This is a genomic window from Nonomuraea sp. NPDC050786 (genome assembly GCF_040654115.1).
Classification (GTDB): Bacteria; Actinomycetota; Actinomycetes; order Streptosporangiales; family Streptosporangiaceae; genus Nonomuraea.
In genome coordinates this window covers 146,197-164,830 of the sequence record NZ_JBFAHJ010000016.1, presented here as the reverse complement: position 1 = coordinate 164,830, position 18,634 = coordinate 146,197, and the positions used below count along the sequence as shown (strand labels likewise).

Here is an 18,634-nt window from a genome sequence, read left to right as displayed (position 1 = left end):
CCACCCCTGCCCGATATGCCGCTCGTTATTGTTATTTCTTACATATATTTTCCATTGCCGTCTTAGTGGTAGTTGTAACGCTCGGCGTGGCGGTCGGCATGGAAGTGGACTTCGGCTTCGCGATTTTCGGCTGGTCGCTGCCGAGAATCACCTCGATGCCCTCGAGGTTCGCCTTGCGAAGCTCCGCGCCGGGGATGGCGGCGGCCACGACCTTCGCCGAGTCCTCGCGGTCCGCGCCGTACCGGATGACCGTCTTCTTGTAGTCCTTCTTGGTCGTGTTGCCGGGCTCGCCGGGGACCTTGAAGCCGTACGCGACCAGCGCCGCCTTGCTGCGGGCGCCGAGCCCCGTGATGAGCGTGCCGTTCTTGACCTTGAGCGTGATGCGCTCCGGCGGGATGGCGGAGCTCGTCGGCTTGGGGGAGGGCGACGGGGTGGCGGGCTTGGCCAGGTCCTGGTCGGCGTTGATCCTGGCGAACATGTCGCGGGCGGCCTGCTTGTCCCACAGCACCGCGGACTCGCCCGTGGGCGCCTTGAAGTCGACGTTGGCCAGCGGCACGTCGGCGAACTTCACGTCCTGGAGCGAGACATCCCTGAGCTGGGTCGCCAGGCCGAGCAGCCCGTCGTCGGGATCGACCTTGACCGTGCTCAGCGTGGAGTTGACGAACGCGGCCAGCTTGCTCGGGTTGGCCAGCGTGTCGGCGCTGAGCGCCCGGTTGAGCAGGGCCGAGATGACCTGCTGCTGCCGGTCGATGCGGTCGAGGTCGGAGCGGGCCGTGGCGCGGGTGCGCGCGTAGCCGAGTGCCTGCACGCCCTGGAGCTGGTGGGTGCCCGCGGGCAGGTTGAGCCCGGCCTTGGGGTCGTTGATCGGCACGGGCGTGCAGACGGTGACGCCGCCGAGGGAGTCGACGACGTCGATGAAGCCGAGGATGTTCACCTCGATGTAGCGGTTGATCTGCAGCCCGGTGACGGCCTCCACGGCCTGCTTGGCAAGCTTGGGCCCGCCGAACTGGTACGCCGAATTGATCTTGTGGTCGCCCTTGCCGGGGATCGTCGTCCAGGTGTCGCGCGGCAGGCTCACCACGGTGACGCGCTTGTGGTCCTCCGACAGGTGGATGACCATCATGGTGTCGGTGCGCTGGCCGGCCTCGCGGCCCAGCTTGAGCTGGTTCTGCTGCTGGCGGGTGAGGTCGTCGCGCTTGTCGATGCCGACCAGCAGGATGTTCTCGGCGCCGTGGGCCGACGGCGGCGCCGACACGCCCGCGTCGACGGTGCCGATCTGCCGCGGGGTCGCCCACACCACGCCGGTGGTGACCAGGATCCCGGTGGACAGGAAGCCCGCGACGAGCACGTTGCGCCGGCGGGCCTTGGCACTCCTGAGCGGCCTGCGGGGGCGGGTGGGCGGGAGCTTGACGCCGCCGTAGGCGTCCCCGCCCACGAGCACGCCGGCGTCCTCCTCGCCCGTTACCTGCCCTCCCCCTTCGCGCATGCCTCCCCCTCCTGTCACGCCGGAGGATCGGGCTTTCGATTGCCCTCCTCCCCTGGTCGTACAGTAGCGTGAGCCCCGCCATGAAGCAGTTCCCCGACTCGCCGCAGGCCCCCGCGGAGACGCGTGCCTGGCCCCCCATTTCCGTCATCATGCCGGTCCTCAACGAGGAGCGGCACCTTCGCGAGGCCGTCGACCAGGTCCTCGCCCAGAGCTACCCAGGTGAGATCGAAGTCGTGCTCGCCGTGGGTCCGTCCCAAGACCGCACCCAGGAGGTCGCCGACGCCATCGCGGCAGCCGATCCCCGGGTGACCGTGGTCCCCAACCCGACCGGCCGCACCCCCAACGCGCTCAATGCCGCCATCGCCGCCTCGCGCAACGGCATCGTCGCCAGGGTCGACGGCCATGCCATGCTGCCACCCGACTACCTGCGCGTCGCGGTCGAGACGCTGGAGGAGACGGGCGCCGACAACGTCGGCGGCATCATGGCGGCCGAGGGCGTCACGCCGTTCGAGCAGGCCGTCGCCTGCGCCATGACCTCCAAGATCGGCGTGGGCGCCGCCGCCTTCCACGTGGGCGGCACGCCCGGCCCCGCCGACACCGTCTACCTCGGCGTCTTCCGCCGCTCGGCGCTCGACCGGGTGGGCGGCTACGACGAGCACTTCCAGCGCGCCCAGGACTGGGAGATGAACCACCGCATCCGCCAGAGCGGCGGCCTGGTCTGGTTCCAGCCGCGCATGCGGGTCTCCTACCGGCCCCGGCCCAACGCCAAGGCGCTGGCCAAGCAGTACTTTCACTACGGCCGGTGGCGGCGGGTGGTCTCGCGTACCCATGAGGGCACGATCAACCTGCGCTACCTCGCGCCGCCCGCCGCGGTGCTGGCCATGCTGCTGGGGTTGGTCGTCTCGCCGTTCTTCCCCTGGTCGCTGATCGTCCCGGGGGGCTACGCGGTCGCCATAGCGGCGGGCTCGGTGCTGACCGGCTCCGGGCTGCCCGCGGCGGCGCTGCTGCGGCTGCCCGTCGTGTACGCGACCATGCACTGCTCCTGGGGCTGGGGCTTCCTCACGAGCCCGAAGAAGCTGGCCAGGCCGCCCGGCTCATAACCGGGCTCATAACCGGGCTCATAACCGGGCTCATGACTCCGCGAAGACCCGCTCGATCGCCGCGTCGAAGCGGGTCAGCGCGTCCGGGGTCTCCGGTCCCAGCAGATAGGTCCGCAGCTTGATCCTGGCGCGGGCGAGCGTGTCCTCCCCGTCGAGGAGGTCCGCGAGCCCGGCCAGGTCCGTCCCGAGCAGCACGCCCGCCTCGGTGCTCGGGTAGCGCTCGTGGAAGGACTGCTCGGGCAGGCCCGCCACGTTCGTCACCGCGTACGGCTTCTCGCTGGCCAGGAAGTCGGCCACGACGCTGGAGATGTCGCTGATCAGCAGGTCGCACTGGTTGAAGCAGTCGTACAGGTGCGGCTCCGGCCCGGTGACGATCAGATGCTCGATCCGCGGCGTCTCCCCGGACGCCCGCGAGGGGTGCCTGGCCTTCGACTTGGCCAGCTCGGCCGCCTCCATCATGGCCACGATCTTCTTGTGCGCGCGGGTCGCGCGCTTGTCGCGGTGGCCGGTCAGCGGGTGCGGCTTGTAGATCACGCGCAGCCGCGGCCGGTGGTCGAGCAGCGCCCGCACGATGCGCGGGCCCATGGTGATCAGCGAGGTGTGGAAGAGGTCGTCGTTCCAGCCCTCCCAGGTGGGGGCGTACAGGACGGTGCGGTACGGCAGCCCCGGCCCCCGCGTCGAGATGCCTTCGAGCTGCGGCCGGCCGACCTCGTGGATGTTCTCGTCCCTGACGCCCACCTTGGCCCGGCGGTAGCGGTCGCGGCCCGCGGGCCCGGCCACCCACACCTCGTCGTACACCCGCGAGAACGGGTTGAACGAGGCCTCCTTGTCGCTGTCTCCGTGGTTGAGGAACGCGCTGCGCAGGTGCGGGATGCGCAGCATGTGGACGTTCCTGCCGACGTTGGCGACGTACAGGCAGAGCTTGGCGCTGGACAGGGCGCGGAAGCTCATCAGGTCGGCCGCCGACGGGATGCAGACCATCGGCAGCGTGGTCGAGTCGAGGTGGGCGGCCATGCCGCGTTCGCGCAGCACGACGATGGCGCGCCGGCCGATGCGTTCGAGCGTGGGCAGCCACATCCTGGCCTGGTAGGCGGCCGCGGTGGCGCCGGAGAAGTACAGGATGACCTCGGGGCGGTACCTCTCGACCTGCTCGCCGACGACCGCCAGGACCCTGGCCCTGTCGGTGAGGGGGGTGGCGCGGCGCACGTACGGGATGAGCGCGAGCGCCCCCGCGGCGCCCAGCGCGAGCGCCAGGACGGCGCCGATCGCGGCGGGTTCGGCGCCTGCGGTTGCGCCGAGCACGGGGAGGGCGTCCAGGTAGAGGAAGCGCACGCTGCGGCTGTCACGCAGGTACGGGGGCGGCATCTTCGGGATGCGCAGCGCCGAGACGTCGAGGTTGCGGGTGGTCACCGGCATCCTGCTGAGCATCCCCTTGAGCCGCAGGGCCAGCCCGGTGTGCCCGGCGCGCACCACGTGGATCGCGAACATCCCGGCCGCCAGCGCCATGAACCACGGCGAGTCCACTCCCGCGCTCCGCGCCACCAGCAGCAGCGCCATCGTCTCCCTGACCGCGAAGCGCAGCGTGGCCCCCAGATGAACCCTGCTGAGCAGCTCGGGCAGCGGCCTGGCCGCGCGCGCGGTCACGTACTCCATGACGTAGGAGAGCGCGGCGACCGCCCCGAACACCGCCGGCGCCGGCCAGAGGGCCGCCACCAGCAGCACGAGGTAGCCGCCGAGCAGGGCCGCGATCGCGATGAGTCTCCTCATGTGATCGCACGGTAGCAATCGGCAGGTCAAGCGCCGCCCACGCGAACCTCTGCGACGTATCAGGGCAAGTCGGAGATCGACGGAGTTGCGGCGAGCCGGAAGAGCAGCTCGGCGATCCGCAGGTCGGCGGGGTGGGTGACCTTGATGTTCTGCTCGCTGCCCGGCACGAGGTGGATCGGCACGTCGGGCAGGTAGCGCAGCACCACGCCGCAGTCGTCGGTGGCCGGCCGGGAGGCGAAGCCGGGGTCGGCGAGCGCCCGCTCGTACGCCTCGCGGATCACCGAGAGGCGGAAGCACTGCGGCGTCTGGCTGCGCCGCAGCACCGACCGGTCCAGCACCTCGCCGATCACCTCGCCGTCGGGCGCAGGGACGGCCACCAGGACCGTGTCGGAGCTCGGGATCGCCACGTTGACGGCCCGATGCGTCTCCAGCGCCTTGACGCACTCGGTGATGATCCGGGGCTCCAGAAGGGGGCGTACGGCGTCGTGCAGCAGCACGTTGCACTCCTCGGCGCCCAGCGCCTGGAGCGCCAGCCACGTGCTCTCGGTACGGCTCGCGCCTCCGTCCACGACCTTGCCGACCTTGTCGTATCCGCCCTCGGCCACGATCTCGCGTACCCGGTCGGCGTAGCCCGGCGTCATCAGCACCACGATCTCGTCGATCTCCGGCGCCTCCTGGAACACCGCCAGCGAGTGCTCGATGATCGTCTTTCCCGCGACCTCGATGAGCTGCTTGGGCCTGCCCAGCCCGATCCGCTGCCCCACGCCGCCCGCGAGAAGCACCCCGACCGACCGCAACCGTGAATCCATATCGGCAGCGTAAGCCAGGTCGGCCGGACAAAGCCCACCGAGCGCCGCCCGGTTTGCTATCGTGATCTTGGATATGTGCGGACGCGCCGAGGAGGTCGCATGACGACGGAAAACGCCCCGAACATCCCGTTAGGTGTGCCGACAGCCGCCCGCATGTACGACGAAGCGCTGGGCGGCAAGGACCACTTCGAGGTGGACCGGGCGGCCAACGCGAAGCTGTACCAGGTCATCGGCGAGAACCGGGTGCGCTCCACCGCGCTGGAGAACCGCCGCTTCCTCGGGCGCGCGGTGCGGTACCTGTCGCAGGAGTGCGGCATCCGCCAGTTCCTCGATGTCGGCTCGGGGCTGCCGAGCGCCCGCAACACCCACCAGATCGCCAAGGAGGCCGACCCAGGCTCGCGGGTCGTCTACGTCGACATCGATCCGATCGTCGCCGTACACGGCAGGGCGCTGCTGGCCGACAACTCCACCAGGATCGTCACCGCGGACATGCGAGAGCCCGAGACCATCCTGGACAACCCCCAGATCAACGGGTTCCTCGACTTCGGCGAGCCGATCGCCGTGCTGTTCGTCGCGGTGTTCCACTTCGTCACCCCGGCCGAGGACCCCTCCCGGATCGTGGCGGCCTTCCGCGAGCGGCAGGCGCCGGGTTCGTACGTGGCGATCTCCCACCTGACCACCGACGGGATGTCGGAGAAGGAGCAGCAGGGGTGGTACGCCGGGTTCGCCGGCGCGACGGTGCCCCTCGTGCTCAGGGAGGAGAAGGAGATCCTCCGCCTCTTCGACGGCTACGAGCTCGTCGAACCCGGTCTGGTGCGCCCGTGCGACTGGCACCCGGAGGATGACGGGTCCCCCCGCACCACCTCCCTGTTCGGCGGCGTCGGCCGGCTCGCGCGCACCTCCTGAAGGCAGGGGGCGCGCGGGCGCGCATTTTTTACCGGCAGGCGCGACGGTCTCGTTCCGTGATATCGGCTTGACCTGTCGCTACGCTGTGGCTACGCACCCCCAAGCCACGCGGCTCCCGTGCGACCGGGAGGAGACCTGCGCTTTGCCCGACTCATTGACCCGCGAGAGCGCGGCCACGTCCGTCGTCCTGCTCGCCACGACCCCGGCATGCAAGCTCTCCTGTGCCGACGGCACGCTGCTCGACCGCGTCACGGACCAGCTCGCCACGCTGCCCGTCCGCGAGATCCAGGTGGTGACCCCCGGCGGCGGCCTCGCCGCCGACCTCCGCGGCATCGCCAAGATCGCCCGCATCTCGGCCGGCACCGTCGCCGTGCTCCCCGCCGACCTGGTGGCGCACACCGAGGCGCTGGCGCTCCTGCTCGACCACCCCGCCCGCGACAGCGCGGCCCTGGTCTCCTACGACGCGGCCGCGGCGCCCATGCGGCCCCCCGTACGCGTGGAAGGCGGCGAGATCGTCGCCGCGGGCAGCTCCTTCCACGTCGTCCCCGAGGCGAACGCGACGTTCAGAGGCGTGCTGCAGGCGGGCCAGGCCGACCTGGCCTCGCTGGCCGACATCGCGGAGGAGCTGGCCGAGCTGGCCGACACGGGCAAGCTGGGCCCGGTCACCCCCGTCGAGGCGGTCGATCTGCTGCTGGTCGGGCTGGTCAGGTCGGGCGTGGCGGTGCGGGCAGCCGGGCTGGGGCCGCTGCACGCCGACCGGGTGACCGGCCAGAACGCCGCAGACGCCGCCGTCACCAGGCTGGCCGAGGTGGACGAGGCCAGGGTCAGGCTCGACCTGTCGATCAAGGAGAACGACGGCTTCTTCGCCACCTTCCTCGTCTCCACCTGGACGCGCCACCTGATCAGACCGGCGGTGCTGCTCAAGGTGGCCCCCAACACCGTCACCGGCGCCTCGATCGGCCTGGCCGGGCTGGCCGCCGTGTGGTTCTCGGCGGGCACGCAGGGCGGCCGGCTGGTGGGGGCGCTGCTGTTCTACCTGTCGTTCGCGCTCGACTGCCTCGACGGGCAGCTCGCCCGCTACACGCGGACGTTCTCGCCGTTCGGCGCGTGGGCCGACGGCATGGCCGACAGGGCGAAGGAGTACGTGGTCTACGTCGGCCTGGCCATCGGCTTCGGCGGCGACGGGATCTGGCACCTCGCCGTGGCCGCCATGATCCTCCAGGTGGTCCGGCACACCGTCGACGTCACGTACGCGGGGGCCGTCGCCGACGCGGGCCGCGTGGGGGCGCTGTGGGGCCGTCCCGCGCGCTCCCTGCTGGAGTCGGCCGACGGCGGCCGCGCCAAGGGCGTGCTCGGGCTCGCCCAGCGGATGGAGCGCGACTCGGCCGTCCGCTGGCTCAAGAAGATGATCGCGCTGCCGATCGGCGAGCGCACGGCGCTGATCGCGGTCACCGCCGCGATCTGGAACGCCCGGGTCACGTTCCTGTCGCTGCTCTGCTGGGGCGGCGTGGCGGCCCTTTACCAGCTCGGCGGGCGGATCGCGAGGTCGGCACGGTGACCTCGACCCACATGAACCCCGTCCCCAGCAGCACGGTCGTGGCCTACCGCGACGACGGACCGCTCTCGCGCGCCATGGGCCTGCTCGTGGCCGGACAGCTCCCGCCGCTGCCGCCGGTGATCGCGGGCACGTTCGTCACCGCGGTGCTGCTGATGCTGGGCGTGGCCGGCACGGACGGGCTCGCGGTGTTCGCGCCGGCGGTGACGCTGCTGCTGGCCGGGCCGGGGAGCACGCACGCGCACGACGGCAGGTTCGACTGGCTCGTGCCGCCGATCCTGCGGGTCATCGAGTACACCTTCGTCGCGGCGTGCGGGTTCGCGCACGGGATGCACCCCGTGCTGATCTTCATGCTGCTCGGCGCACTGGCGTTCCACCATTATGATCTTGTCTACCGGCTGCGGCAGCGCGTCTACCCGCCGCCGTGGCTGGCCACGTTCGGCCTCGGCTGGGACGGACGGATGATGGCGGTCTCGCTGATCGCCCTGTCCGGCTGGCTGGCCACCGGCTACGTGCTGCTCGCGCTCTACCTGTGGGGGCTTTTCGGCTGGGAGAGCCTGACATGCTGGCTGGCCGCGCCCCGGCCCGGGGTGGAGGCGGCCGATGCGGGAACGCAAGACTAACCCCGGATTACCCGCAGAGGGTCTAAAGACGAATACTCTTTGGACCCACGAAGAGTCATGCTCGACCTAGGAGTGCACGTTGCTGGGAATGGTTCTGGCCGCTGGAGCCGGACGACGCCTGCGGCCGTACACCGACACGCTGCCCAAGGCGCTCGTGCCGGTCGACGGCGAAACCACGATCATGGACATCTCGCTGCGCAACCTCGCCGAGGTGGACCTGCGGGAGGTCGTGGTCGTCGTCGGTTACGCGGCGCAGGCCGTCCACGAGCGCAAGGAGGCCCTGGAGCGGCGGCACGGCGTCAAGCTCACCCTCGTCCACAACGACAAGGCCGAGGAGTGGAACAACGCCTACTCCCTGTGGTGCGCCCGCGACTACTTCTCCCAGGGCGCGCTGCTGGTCAACGGTGACACCGTGCACCCGGTCTCGGTCGAGAAGACGCTGCTGTCCGCTCCTGAGACGAGCGACATCCTGCTGGCCGTCGACAACGTGAAGAAGCTCGCCGACGAGGAGATGAAGGTCACGCTCTCGCCGGAGGGCGCGCTGCGGCGCATCACCAAGCTGATGGACCCGTCCGAGGCGTACGGCGAGTACATCGGCGCCACCCTCATCAGGCCCGGCGCCGCCGAGCGGCTGGCCGACGCGCTGCAGGCCACCTTCGAGCGCGACCCCCAGCTCTACTACGAGGACGGCTACCAGGAGATGGTCGAGCGCGGCGAAGTGATCCACACCGCGCCCATCGGCGAGGTCGACTGGGTCGAGGTGGACAACCACGACGACCTGGCGAAGGCTCGCACCATAGCCGTTCGCTACTGAGGGGGCGCGCATGCCGCTTCTAGCGAGGATGCTGCCGGCGCCGCTGACCATGCAGGTCAGGCGGGGCGCCGTGGCCGAGCTCGGCGCCCTGCTGGCCGACAGCCGCGTGGCGACCTCGGGCCGGGTCGCCGTGGCCGTCGGCCCCGGGCAGGGCGACCACATCGAGAGCCTGATCGCGCCCACCCTGGGCGAGGCCGAGGTGTTCAGGGTGGCCGACGGCACGGTCGACGCGGCCGTCACACTCGGCGCCGACCTGCGCAAGGCCGCCTACGAGGTCGTGGTGGGCGTCGGCGGCGGCAAGACCATCGACGTCACCAAGTACGCCGCCTCGCTCGCCGGCATCCCGATGGTCGCGGTGGCCACCAACCTCTCCCACGACGGCATCTGCTCGCCCACGGCCTCCTTGGTGTACGAGGGCGGCAAGGGGTCGTTCGGCGTGCCGATGCCGCTGGCCATCCTGGTCGACCTCGACTTCGTCCACAACGCGCCGGAGTCGCTGGTCAGGGCGGGCGTGGGCGACGTGGTGAGCAACCTGTCGGCCATTGAGGACTGGCAGCTCGGCAACACCGAGCGCGGCGAGCCCATCGACGGGCTGGCCTGCTCGATGGCCCGCACGGCCGCCGAGGCGCTCATCGGGCGTACGGACTCCATCGAGTCCGACGCGTTCCTGACCGTGCTGGCCGAATCGCTGATCCTGTCCGGCATGTCGATGGTGGTCGCGGGCTCGTCCCGGCCCGCCAGCGGCGGAGACCATGAGATCATGCATGCCGTGGATCAGCTCTTCCCCGGCACCTCCAACCACGGCGAGCTCGCCGGCATCGGCGCCGCCTTCTGCTATTTCCTGCGGGAGGATGAGGCCCGGGTCGCGCAGGTCGTCGACTGCCTGCGCAGGCACGAGCTGCCCGTCGTGCCCGCCGACATCGGGCTGACGGTCCAGCAGTTCGCCGAGGCCGTCGCCCTGGCCCCGAGCACCCGTCCCGGCCGCTACACGATCCTGGAGCACCTGCGCATGCAGGACTCCGAGATCCACGATCGGGTGGGGGACTATGTCCGGGCCTTCGGTAGCTGAGCTGCGGCGGGTCGCCCAGCCCGCCGGCCACCTCGAGCGCCGCAACGGCGAGCACTGGGCAGGCGTGCTCTACATGCGCCGGCTGTCCATCTACGTCACCTGGCTGATGACCAAGACGTCCGTCACCCCCAACCAGCTCACCTGGGTGATGACGGTGGCCGGGATCGCCGGCGGCGTCGTGCTCGCCCTGCCGGGGCTCTGGGCCGCCGTGGCCGCCGCCCTGCTGATCCAGATCTACCTGCTGCTCGACTGCTCCGACGGCGAGCTGGCCCGCTGGACGGGGCGGACCTCGCTCGTCGGCGTCTACCTCGACCGCGTCGGCGCCTACTTCGCCGAGGCGGCGGTGCTCGTCGGCCTGGGCTGGCGGGCGTCGGCCGTGCTGCCCGACTGGTACACCGTGCTGGGCCTGGCCGGCGCGCTCGGCGCGATCCTCATCAAGGCCGAGACCGACCTGGTGGAGGTGGCGCGGGCCAAGGGCGGTCTGCAGGCCGCCACCGAGGCGTCCGTGGGGCAGTTCCGCTCCGGGCTGCTGGGGCTGGGCAGGCGGGTGCTGTCCGCGACGAAGTTCCACCGGATCGTGCAGCCGATCGAGCTGTCCCTGCTCGCGCTGGCGGCCGCGGTGATCGACCCGTTCACCGACGGCCTGACGGCGACGCGGGTGCTGGTCGTCGCCTGTTTCGTCGCGGCCTGCCTACAGGTCGTCCTGCATTTGGTAAGCATTCTCGCGTCCAAGCGGCTGGCGTGATCTCATGTCGGAACCGGAGGAGGTCCCCGTCCGTCGTATTGATCGGACGTCCGCCGTTCGGTGGGGGTTCACTGTCGGTTCCGATACGCTTAGCCCCAGCCTTTCCATTACATGCAGACCAGCAGACTCGGTGATCATGAAAGAATGCTCCGCTCGTGTTCTCAACGCGTCAGGACAGTGATTCGTTGAAGATCTCGTGCGTCATCCTCACCATGGGCAACCGGGTCGCGGAGCTGAACCGGGCAGTCGAGTCGGCGCTCAACCAGATCGACGGTGACGTCGAGGTGGTGATCGTGGGCAACGGCGCTGACGTGCCCGAGCTGTCGGCGACGCCACCCGAGGGGTCGGCCGCGGTCGTGAAGTCGATCCGGCTCGACCAGAACACCGGCATTCCCGCGGGCCGCAACCGGGGCGTGGAGGAGTGCTCGGGAGACGTCGTGCTCTTCCTCGACGACGACGGCTGGTATGCCAACCAGAAGGTCGTCGCGCACGTGCGCGACCGCTTCGCCACCGAGCCGGACCTCGCGGTGATCTCCTTCCGCGTGATGGACCCCGACGGCGGCATCGGCCAGCGGCGCCACGTCCCGCGCCTGCGGGCCGGCGACCCGCAGCGCTCCTCTGCGGTCACGACGTTCCTCGGCGGCGCCTCGGCCATCAGGCGGTCGGCGTTCCTCCAGGTGGGCGGCCTGCCCGAGCGGTTCTTCTACGCCCATGAGGAGACCGACCTGGCCTGGCGGCTGCTGGGCGAGGGCTACCGCATCGAGTACGACGCCGAGACGGTGATGTACCACCCGCAGGTCCCGCCGACGCGGCACGCCGAGTTCTACCGGCTCAACGCGCGCAACCGGGTCTGGCTGGCGCGGCGCAACCTGCCGTGGCCGCTGGCGTTCCTCTACCTGACCAACTGGGTCGTGCTCACCGTCGTGCGGGAGCGCGCCTCGGGCGAGCCGCTCAAGGCGTGGTTCGCCGGGTTCTTCGAGGGGCTCCGGACCCCGGCGGGGGAGCGGCGGCCCATGGCCTGGCGCACCGCCTGGCGCATGGTCAAGCTCGGCCGCCCGCCGATCGTCTGACGTCGCCGGTCCGGCTCAGACCTCGACGGCTTCCCCGAAGGACATCGCGGCCCGGGTGATCGTGCTGGTGAACATCGCCCGCTTGGGCAGCCCCAGCTCGCTCAGCTCCTTGGCGATGGGGTGGTTGCCCAGGCGGATCAGCGCGCCGCCGGGGCGCACCTTGGCGCCCCGGGCACGTACGGACCAGGGGACGCGCCGCGTGATCCCGTCACGGTGCGTGTAGGCGTCCAGCGGCGCCATGACCGTGGCGCCCGGCGCGGGCACGCCCGCCTTGATCAGGATGTCCAGCACGAGCCTGCCGTCCTTGCGAAGGACGCACCGCTTGTACGGCGAGCCGAGCCGCAGCTCGATGTCCGCCAGCTCCTTCGGGAACCCCCACAGCGTCCGCCCGGCCTCCAGCGTGAACGACTGGTCCACGGGCAGCCAGTGCACGAACACCCCGGCCTGCCGCAGATCCCTCAGCCCGCCGGTCCCTGAGACGCCTGGAGGGCGCACCAGGAACGCCATGCCGAACTCGTGGTAGGGGTCGAGGTCGCCGTCACGGTAGTCCACGAACAGCAGCACGCAGACGGCCTTGCCGGGCAGGATCTCGGCCACGTCGAGCCCGGAGTACGCGATCACCGCCCTGGCGGCGTCGGCGCGTACCGCGTAGAAGGCGCTGCAGACCTCCGCGTCCCGCACCCGCACCGGCATGGCCACCGTGCGGCCCTGGATGAGATGCGTTGCCATGCCTCCCAGTACATCAACCCGCCGGTCCTGTCGCCATTGCCGCCCCCGATGTCCTTCCGTGGTGCGGCGGCCGGCGCCCGCCTCCACCTCCACGTGACGACGGACGGGTCAGACCGCCAGGGCGTGGGTGGGCAGGCCGGCCCAGGACTCGGCACGGCGTACGAAGGCGGCCGCGTGGTCCGGCCAGTGGTGGCGCAGGCGCGCCTCCGCGTGGCCCAGCGCGCCCAGCCGGGCCCGCCGTGCCGGGTCCTCCTTCAGGTCCAGTACGGCGTTCAGCACCGCGTCCACGTCCAGCGGCACCACGAGCCCGCACCCGGTGGCCTCGACCAGCGCGCCGCCCTGGGGCGTGGTGATCACCGGCAGCCCGCGCCCCATGTAGTCCATGATCTTGGTGGGCGACGTCCGCACCGTGTCGTCGGCCAGCGAGAGACCGGCCAGCGCCCCCTCGGCCATCCGCAGCGCGTGCCGGTTGGGCACGTACCCGAACCAGTCGAGCAGCCCCACCCGCTGCGCGTCACGCAGCAGCGGACGGACCTCGCGGGCGGCGGCGCCGATGAGGTCGAGCCTGACGCCGTGCGGGATCAGCCGCTCGGCCAGCCCGATCAGCTCCGAGACGCCGCGCTCGGCCGAGAGTCGGCCGATGTGCACGACCCTGGTGCCGCCGGGAGGAGGGGGACCGGGCGACACCAGGGTCGCCTCGGGCACCACCGCGGGAGTGATCACCTGGTGGCGCCTTCCGGCCCTGTCGAGCTGCTTGGGGGTGACTTGCTCGCGTACGTCCCAGACCACCGGAGGGCGCCTGTGGGGCAGCACGCGCAGCAGCCGGTGCTCGTGGACGATCAGCAGGTCCGCGTCCTTCACGCCGCGTCTGAGCGCCGTACGCGCCCTGCCGTACGAGGCGTGCCGCGCCACGTCGATCGCGGTGAGCCCCATGGCGGGAGTCACGTTGTAGTACGTGAACGGCGCGACGTAGGTGACCTCGTGGCCTTCGTCGAGCAGCGCCCTGATCTGCCGGTGCATGATCCGGGCGTCCTCGGGGTGATGGACGGTCGTGGCGACACATACGCGCATGTGTCGATGCTCCGCGCCTACCAGGTCAAAGGCGTAAATGTGGGTGAAACGGTCGCTTAACTTCGTGAGGGGCGACGATAGAGCCAGGTCAGGCGGGGCTCGAGCACCCACTTGAAGAGCGTACGGGTCTCCGGCAGGCACAGCACGATCGCCAGCGCGAAGCAGCTGGAAGCGATCGCCAGCGCGCCGAGCGGCCCGAACAGCCACGGGAAGTCGAGCCAGCCCATCTCCTTGGCGATCAGGACGGGGATGCCGTGGAGCAGGTAGCAGTAGAGCGTGCGGGTGCCGAGGTCGGAGAACCACGTCTCGCCCCTGGGCACCAGCGCCAGCACCGCGAAGCACATGGCCAGCGAGCACACCAGCAGGCCGGCGCGCAGCGCGAGCCCCATGTACCACGACAGGTGGAGGTCCTGGTAGCTGGCCTTGAAGTAGAACGGGTCGAGCGGCGCCTTCGGCGCGATGTAGATCGCCACCGCCGCCGCGCCGAGGACCGTGAGGGCCGCCAGGATCTTGATCCAGCGCCGGTTGAGCATCTCGAAGTGCTCGGGCTGCATCACCAGGCCGATCACGAAGAACGGGACCAGGCCGAAGAAGCGGTCCATGCTGAAGTCGCCGGAGATCTGCGAGAACCCGGCGAACAGGTAGATCGCGATCGCCACCGGCACGGGGAACTTCATCCGCTTCCACACCGGCGTGGACAGCCGCCAGAACAGCAGCGCCAGCAGGTACCAGTTGAGCCAGGCCGGATCGATGATCGTCAGGCTCCACTTCTGGCCCACCGAGACGCGGAGGATGGCGTAGCCGACCTCGACGATCACGTAGGGGATGAGGAACGTGTCGACCAGTTTGTTGGTCTTGGCGTTGGAGTTCCAGAAGTTTCTGGACAGGTAGCCGCTGATGAGCACGAACAGCGGCATGTGGAAGGTGTAGATGAAGATGTAGAGGGCCCGGTTGGAGTCGGCCGCGAGCGTCGGCACCAGCGCGTGGCCGATCGGCACCAGCGCGATCAGGACGAACTTGACGTTGTCGAGGAACGGGTCGCGCTTGCGCCTGGGCGGCTCGGCCTCGAGCTTGGGCTCCGGCTGCTGCTGGGGCCGGTCGTCCGTCGTCGTCCGCGGCTGCGGACGCTTCTCCGTGACCGCCGGCCGCGCGTCGTCCTTGACCGCGCCCTTCGCGGGAGCCTTCACCGGGACCTTCACTGCGGGCTGGGGCTCGGTGAGCTCTCCTGGCGCGACCCCGTGGGGGTCGGCGGCCTCGCTCCAGAACGCCTCCTCCGGCAGTGGCCAGCGGGCTCCCGTCTGGGCCGGGCCGCCGGCGTCCTCCTCGGGAGTCCGCGGAGTCGTGACCGATGGGGAGAATCTCGTGTCAGACACAGGGGAAGTCGCTCAGCTTCGCTCTCGGGGCCGGGGAACACGACGTCAGCACGATCAGCGGATGCCTCTCAGCCCCGTGTCGCGCTGCGTCGCCGACCCGCAACAGACTATCCCGCCCGCGCGGCTCCTGTCCCTCGCGCGGACGGAGAACGCCCGATTCCACAGGGAACTTGGAGGTCAGGTGCAGGTGTTCTTCTGCTCGGACGCGGTGATGGTGCTGTTGTTGACGCTGTCGGGCAGCTTGGTCACCTTGACCGACTCGAAGTCCTCTCCCACGACGAGCTGCATCACCGGAGTGCCCTTGGGCGCGGCGCTCGTGACGGGCGTCGGGGCGGTGTAGGGCTGCGGGTTGGTGGCCGTGACCTTGCCCGCCGCCGGAGCGGGCTTGGGCACGACGGCTCCGGCCAGCGTGCTCGCGTAGTCGGGGGCGGTCTCGATGGTCTTGGCGTAGTGGATCTCGCTCTTGGCCAGGCTCTGGCCGCCCGCGGCCTCGTAGTTGCCCACGCCGACGACGTTGAAGCCCTCCTTGGCGAGCTGGTCGGCGACCTCGCGCGCCTTGCCCAGGGTCTTGGTGCCGTTGAGCACCTGGACCTTCACCTGCTCGGGCTTGATCGTGACCTTCGGCTTGGTGCCGGTGCTCGCGCTGGCGGACGGCGCCGGGGTGGCAACCTCGGTGTCGGTCTTGATCGAGGTGAACAGCTCGTTGGCGTCGGGCTGCCGCCAGACCACGCGGTTCTTGTCCTCGGGGTCGGGCCCCCACGGGATCGTCGTGAACTTGACGCCTCCCGCGGTGAGCTGCTTGGCGCTCATCGCGATGTTGATGAGCTGCTCGGTGTCGTTGGCCAGCTCGGGGTCCATGGTGACCGATCCGGCCGCGGCCTTGATGAAGGCCCTGAGCTTGCCGACGTCGGTCAGCAGCTCGCTGCTGGTGGCCTTGGCGACGACCTTGCTCAGGAAGATCTGCTGCCGCTTGATGCGCTGGATGTCGCTGCCGTCGCCGTAGTGGCGCAGGCGCACGTACCCCAGGGCCTTCTCGCCGTTGAGCAGGCTCTTGCCGGGCGGCAGGACCAGCTTGGAGTTCTTGTCGTTGACGCCGGACTTCAGGCAGATCTCGATGCCGCCGAGCGCGTCCACGATGTTCTTGAAGCCGCTGAAGTCGACCTCGACGAAGTGGTTGACGCGGATGCCGGTGAGGGTCTCGATCGTGGAGATCGTGCAGGCGATGCCGCCGGAGTTGTACGCCGAGTTGATCATGTCTCGGCGCGGGGCCATCTCCTGCTTGGTGGTCTCGTTCTTGCACTTGGGGATCTGCACCATCGAGTCACGCGGGAAGCTGATCAGGCGTGCCTTGTCCCGGTTGGGGGAGAGGTGCATGAGGATGATCGTGTCGGTGCGCTTGCCACCCGCGTCGGCCGTCCTGGCGAGCTGCTGGCCGTATTTCGCGTTGCCCTTGCCCGCGCGGGTGTCGGAGCCCACCAGCAGGACGTTGAGCGCTCCGGTGTCCGGCGGCCTCGGGTTGATGATGTCGCTGTTGACGCTCTTCTTCTTGATGTTGCCGAAGGCGTCGCGGTAGACCGTGTAGCCGGTCAGCGCGCCGGCCACCATGACCGTGGTGAGGCCGATGCTGACCCAGGCGAGGATCCGCATCTTGTTCTGGCCGCCGCCGTCACCGCCGCCGCGGTGGCCGCGCGCCGACCGGTCGTCGGGCGGAGGGGGAGGCGGCGCGGAGGCCGCCGCCCTGCGTGCCATCCTGCTGCCGGGCTGGGTGGGGGCACCCCTGTAGCCCTGCCCGTTGTCGACTACGGGCACGCTCCTGTAGTCAGTCATACGTCCCCTAGCCTCACTTCTTGCGCCTGACGCGGCGGCTTCGTCGCCTCGCGCCACGAGACGAGGTCACGTACGGCGTGCCAGGTGTCATGACCGTGGGGAACGACCGTGACCCGGGCCTGAAGTTTCCGCGGCAAAGCATACTCAGAGCTGGACATTGGGTGGAATATCATCGCCAAACTCCTTATCGCCTCCGGACTGTCTTAGCACGTCAGGCCTGATGCTCAGGGCCGCCGCCAAACAGGCCAGGGGTACGGCCGGCAGCACGTACCGGTAGTCGAACTCCGCCGCCGCGGCCGGTGTGACCAGCAGCACGACGGCCGCCGACCAGGGCACCAGCCAGGCCGGGGGGCGCCTGGGCCGACGCCTGCGTGTGACGGCCGCCACAAGGGGCACCAGCAGGGCCCCCAGCAGCGCCGGGCCGGGCAGCCGCGCCACGCTCTGGTAGGCCCTCAGCCATCCGGCGTAGGGCTCGACGATTTTTGTACCGATCGGACCCTGTTCGTAGAGCTTGGCATAATTGGCGCCGACCTGTGCGGGATAGCGGCCAGGTGGCGCTGGCTCCTTCACCGGGAACTGGTAGTAGCCGTAGATCTCGGGATCGGGATAGACCGGGCGGCCCCAGGTGAAGGTGCGCCCCAGCTCGGTCAGCACCGAGGCGGCGTAGTCGAGCGGCTGGCTCGTGATCGCCAGCGTCGCGAACCTGCCCGCCAGGTCGTCGGTCGCCTTCGTGAACGTGATGCCGGGCAGCTCGACGAGAGGGGAGTCCTTCGCCCAGATGTACTCCTGGGACGGCGGGCGCCGCTCCGGCGGGCGCGGGTCGCACAGGACCCTCAGGTCGGGCGGCGGGTCCATCTTGGCGCAGTCGGCGAACGACATCGTCCGGGCGTACAGGAAGACGCCGTTCGAGCCCACGAGGCCGACCCGCTGGTACGTGGCGTAGAACCAGCCGCCGTACGCGACGACCGGCACCAGCGCGGCCACGAGCAGCACCCCGGCCGGCCGCACCCGCCCGCGCAGCACGAACCACGCGGCGAACAGCACGATGAGGGGCTGGCCGATGGTCCTGGTGAGGGTGGCGGCGGCCAGCAGCAGCCCGATGGCGGCCACCATGGCGGGCACCGTGGCCCGCCGCTCCGTCACGCACAGCGCCGCCGCCGCCACGACCAGGAACATGAAGAGCGTGTCGGAGACGAGCAGGTGCTCCAGCTCGATCTGGTACGCGTCGAGCAGCACCGGCACCGTCGCCAGCGTCGCCACCCACCGGGGCGCCCGCCTCGCCGTCCGGTAGATCAGCACGCCGATGGCCAGGCCGAGCAGGTGCTGTACGGCCGTGACCACCCCGAAGCCGTGGAACGGCTCCAGCAGCTTCATGAACATCGAGTAGCCGGCCGGCCTGACCAGGTCGGGGCGCGGCCTGAAGACGGTGACGACGTAGGTGTAGGAGTCGGGGAACCACAGGGCCGGCCGGTAGCCGAGCATCGCCAGCGCCCGCAGGACGGCGCCGAGGGCGAGAATCCCCAGGAACCACCGGTGCCGCCGCCACCAGGACGGATCCTTGACCATGGCGAGCCTGCCCCGGAGATCCCTGTCGCTCCGGCGGGACGGGTCGCGCGGCGCGCGGCGCCTGCCGCGGCCGGTCTTCGCGGGCTCATCGGCGCGAGCCTCCGCCATCACCCCGCCCGTCCTC

The 18,634-nt window shown here is 70.4% G+C and carries 16 protein-coding genes; 8 read left to right on the top strand and 8 right to left on the bottom strand.

What is annotated here, in order from left to right; all coding sequences use genetic code 11:
• Positions 1-31: 31 nt before the first annotated feature.
• Entirely contained in the window at positions 32-1,486 is a 1,455-nt protein-coding gene (locus AB0H84_RS27585) for an LCP family protein (protein WP_357609962.1), read from the bottom strand.
• 80 nt (positions 1,487-1,566) lie between these two features.
• Here AB0H84_RS27585 and AB0H84_RS27580 point away from each other — a divergent pair, with 80 nt between their 5' ends.
• Positions 1,567-2,586 (top strand): glycosyltransferase family 2 protein, encoded by a 1,020-nt coding sequence (locus tag AB0H84_RS27580; protein WP_357610166.1) that lies wholly within the window; start codon positions 1,567-1,569, stop codon positions 2,584-2,586.
• Between the two features lie 30 nt (positions 2,587-2,616).
• Here AB0H84_RS27580 and AB0H84_RS27575 read toward each other — a convergent pair whose 3' ends face one another.
• Entirely contained in the window at positions 2,617-4,353 is a 1,737-nt protein-coding gene (locus tag AB0H84_RS27575; RefSeq protein ID WP_357609960.1) for a CDP-glycerol glycerophosphotransferase family protein, read from the bottom strand.
• Positions 4,354-4,412: 59 nt separating this feature from the next.
• Positions 4,413-5,162, bottom strand: a complete 750-nt coding sequence (locus AB0H84_RS27570) for an IspD/TarI family cytidylyltransferase (RefSeq protein ID WP_357609957.1) — start codon at positions 5,160-5,162, stop codon at positions 4,413-4,415.
• A gap of 99 nt (positions 5,163-5,261) precedes the next feature.
• Between AB0H84_RS27570 and AB0H84_RS27565 the strand changes: the two genes are divergently transcribed.
• The 7 genes from AB0H84_RS27565 (at position 5,262) to AB0H84_RS27535 (ending at position 11,944) form a co-directional block, all read left to right on the top strand.
• Entirely contained in the window at positions 5,262-6,068 is an 807-nt protein-coding gene (locus tag AB0H84_RS27565) for an SAM-dependent methyltransferase (RefSeq protein WP_357609954.1), read from the top strand.
• Positions 6,069-6,210: 142 nt separating this feature from the next.
• On the top strand, positions 6,211-7,626 hold the full coding sequence (locus AB0H84_RS27560) for a CDP-alcohol phosphatidyltransferase family protein (RefSeq protein WP_357609951.1): 1,416 nt from the start codon (positions 6,211-6,213) through the stop codon (positions 7,624-7,626).
• Positions 7,623-8,246 (top strand): DUF5941 domain-containing protein, encoded by a 624-nt coding sequence (locus AB0H84_RS27555; protein ID WP_357609948.1) that lies wholly within the window; start codon positions 7,623-7,625, stop codon positions 8,244-8,246. Before AB0H84_RS27560 ends, AB0H84_RS27555 begins: the two co-directional genes overlap by 4 nt.
• A gap of 79 nt (positions 8,247-8,325) precedes the next feature.
• Positions 8,326-9,060 (top strand): phosphocholine cytidylyltransferase family protein, encoded by a 735-nt coding sequence (locus AB0H84_RS27550; RefSeq protein WP_357609945.1) that lies wholly within the window; start codon positions 8,326-8,328, stop codon positions 9,058-9,060.
• Positions 9,061-9,088: 28 nt separating this feature from the next.
• Complete coding sequence (locus AB0H84_RS27545) at positions 9,089-10,129, top strand: iron-containing alcohol dehydrogenase family protein (protein ID WP_357610163.1); 1,041 nt, start codon at positions 9,089-9,091, stop codon at positions 10,127-10,129.
• Entirely contained in the window at positions 10,107-10,874 is a 768-nt protein-coding gene (locus AB0H84_RS27540) for a CDP-alcohol phosphatidyltransferase family protein (RefSeq protein WP_357609943.1), read from the top strand. Before AB0H84_RS27545 ends, AB0H84_RS27540 begins: the two co-directional genes overlap by 23 nt.
• A gap of 185 nt (positions 10,875-11,059) precedes the next feature.
• Complete coding sequence (locus AB0H84_RS27535) at positions 11,060-11,944, top strand: glycosyltransferase (protein ID WP_357609940.1); 885 nt, start codon at positions 11,060-11,062, stop codon at positions 11,942-11,944.
• 15 nt (positions 11,945-11,959) lie between these two features.
• On the opposite strand, the gene AB0H84_RS27530 is transcribed toward AB0H84_RS27535, so the two are convergent.
• The 5 genes from AB0H84_RS27530 to AB0H84_RS27510 all read right to left on the bottom strand — a co-directional run bounded on the left by AB0H84_RS27530 (position 11,960) and on the right by AB0H84_RS27510 (position 18,618).
• Complete coding sequence (locus AB0H84_RS27530) at positions 11,960-12,673, bottom strand: acetoacetate decarboxylase family protein (protein WP_357609937.1); 714 nt, start codon at positions 12,671-12,673, stop codon at positions 11,960-11,962.
• Between the two features lie 108 nt (positions 12,674-12,781).
• Complete coding sequence (locus tag AB0H84_RS27525) at positions 12,782-13,744, bottom strand: glycosyltransferase (protein WP_357609934.1); 963 nt, start codon at positions 13,742-13,744, stop codon at positions 12,782-12,784.
• Positions 13,745-13,800: 56 nt separating this feature from the next.
• Positions 13,801-15,117: an acyltransferase family protein gene (locus AB0H84_RS27520; protein WP_357609931.1), complete on the bottom strand. Its 1,317-nt coding sequence runs from the start codon at positions 15,115-15,117 to the stop codon at positions 13,801-13,803.
• Between the two features lie 177 nt (positions 15,118-15,294).
• Positions 15,295-16,944 carry an LCP family protein gene (locus tag AB0H84_RS27515; protein ID WP_357609928.1) on the bottom strand — a complete coding sequence of 550 codons (1,650 nt, stop codon included), beginning with the start codon at positions 16,942-16,944 and terminating at the stop codon, positions 15,295-15,297.
• Positions 16,945-17,088: 144 nt separating this feature from the next.
• Positions 17,089-18,618, bottom strand: a complete 1,530-nt coding sequence (locus tag AB0H84_RS27510; RefSeq protein WP_357609925.1) for a hypothetical protein — start codon at positions 18,616-18,618, stop codon at positions 17,089-17,091.
• Positions 18,619-18,634 lie beyond the last annotated feature (16 nt).

Excerpts from the sequence above, each read along its gene's own strand:
- AB0H84_RS27585 (WP_357609962.1), bottom strand. The coding sequence starts at position 1,486 with ATGCGCGAAGGGGGAGGGCAGGTAACGGGCGAGGAGGACGCCGGCGTG.
- AB0H84_RS27580 (WP_357610166.1), top strand. The coding sequence starts at position 1,567 with ATGAAGCAGTTCCCCGACTCGCCGCAGGCCCCCGCGGAGACGCGTGCC.
- AB0H84_RS27575 (WP_357609960.1), bottom strand. The coding sequence starts at position 4,353 with ATGAGGAGACTCATCGCGATCGCGGCCCTGCTCGGCGGCTACCTCGTG.
- AB0H84_RS27570 (WP_357609957.1), bottom strand. The coding sequence starts at position 5,162 with ATGGATTCACGGTTGCGGTCGGTCGGGGTGCTTCTCGCGGGCGGCGTG.
- AB0H84_RS27565 (WP_357609954.1), top strand. The coding sequence starts at position 5,262 with ATGACGACGGAAAACGCCCCGAACATCCCGTTAGGTGTGCCGACAGCC.
- AB0H84_RS27545 (WP_357610163.1), top strand. The coding sequence starts at position 9,089 with ATGCTGCCGGCGCCGCTGACCATGCAGGTCAGGCGGGGCGCCGTGGCC.
- AB0H84_RS27540 (WP_357609943.1), top strand. The coding sequence starts at position 10,107 with ATGTCCGGGCCTTCGGTAGCTGAGCTGCGGCGGGTCGCCCAGCCCGCC.
- AB0H84_RS27530 (WP_357609937.1), bottom strand. The coding sequence starts at position 12,673 with ATGGCAACGCATCTCATCCAGGGCCGCACGGTGGCCATGCCGGTGCGG.
- AB0H84_RS27525 (WP_357609934.1), bottom strand. The coding sequence starts at position 13,744 with ATGCGCGTATGTGTCGCCACGACCGTCCATCACCCCGAGGACGCCCGG.
- AB0H84_RS27515 (WP_357609928.1), bottom strand. The coding sequence starts at position 16,944 with ATGACTGACTACAGGAGCGTGCCCGTAGTCGACAACGGGCAGGGCTAC.
- AB0H84_RS27510 (WP_357609925.1), bottom strand. The coding sequence starts at position 18,618 with ATGGCGGAGGCTCGCGCCGATGAGCCCGCGAAGACCGGCCGCGGCAGG.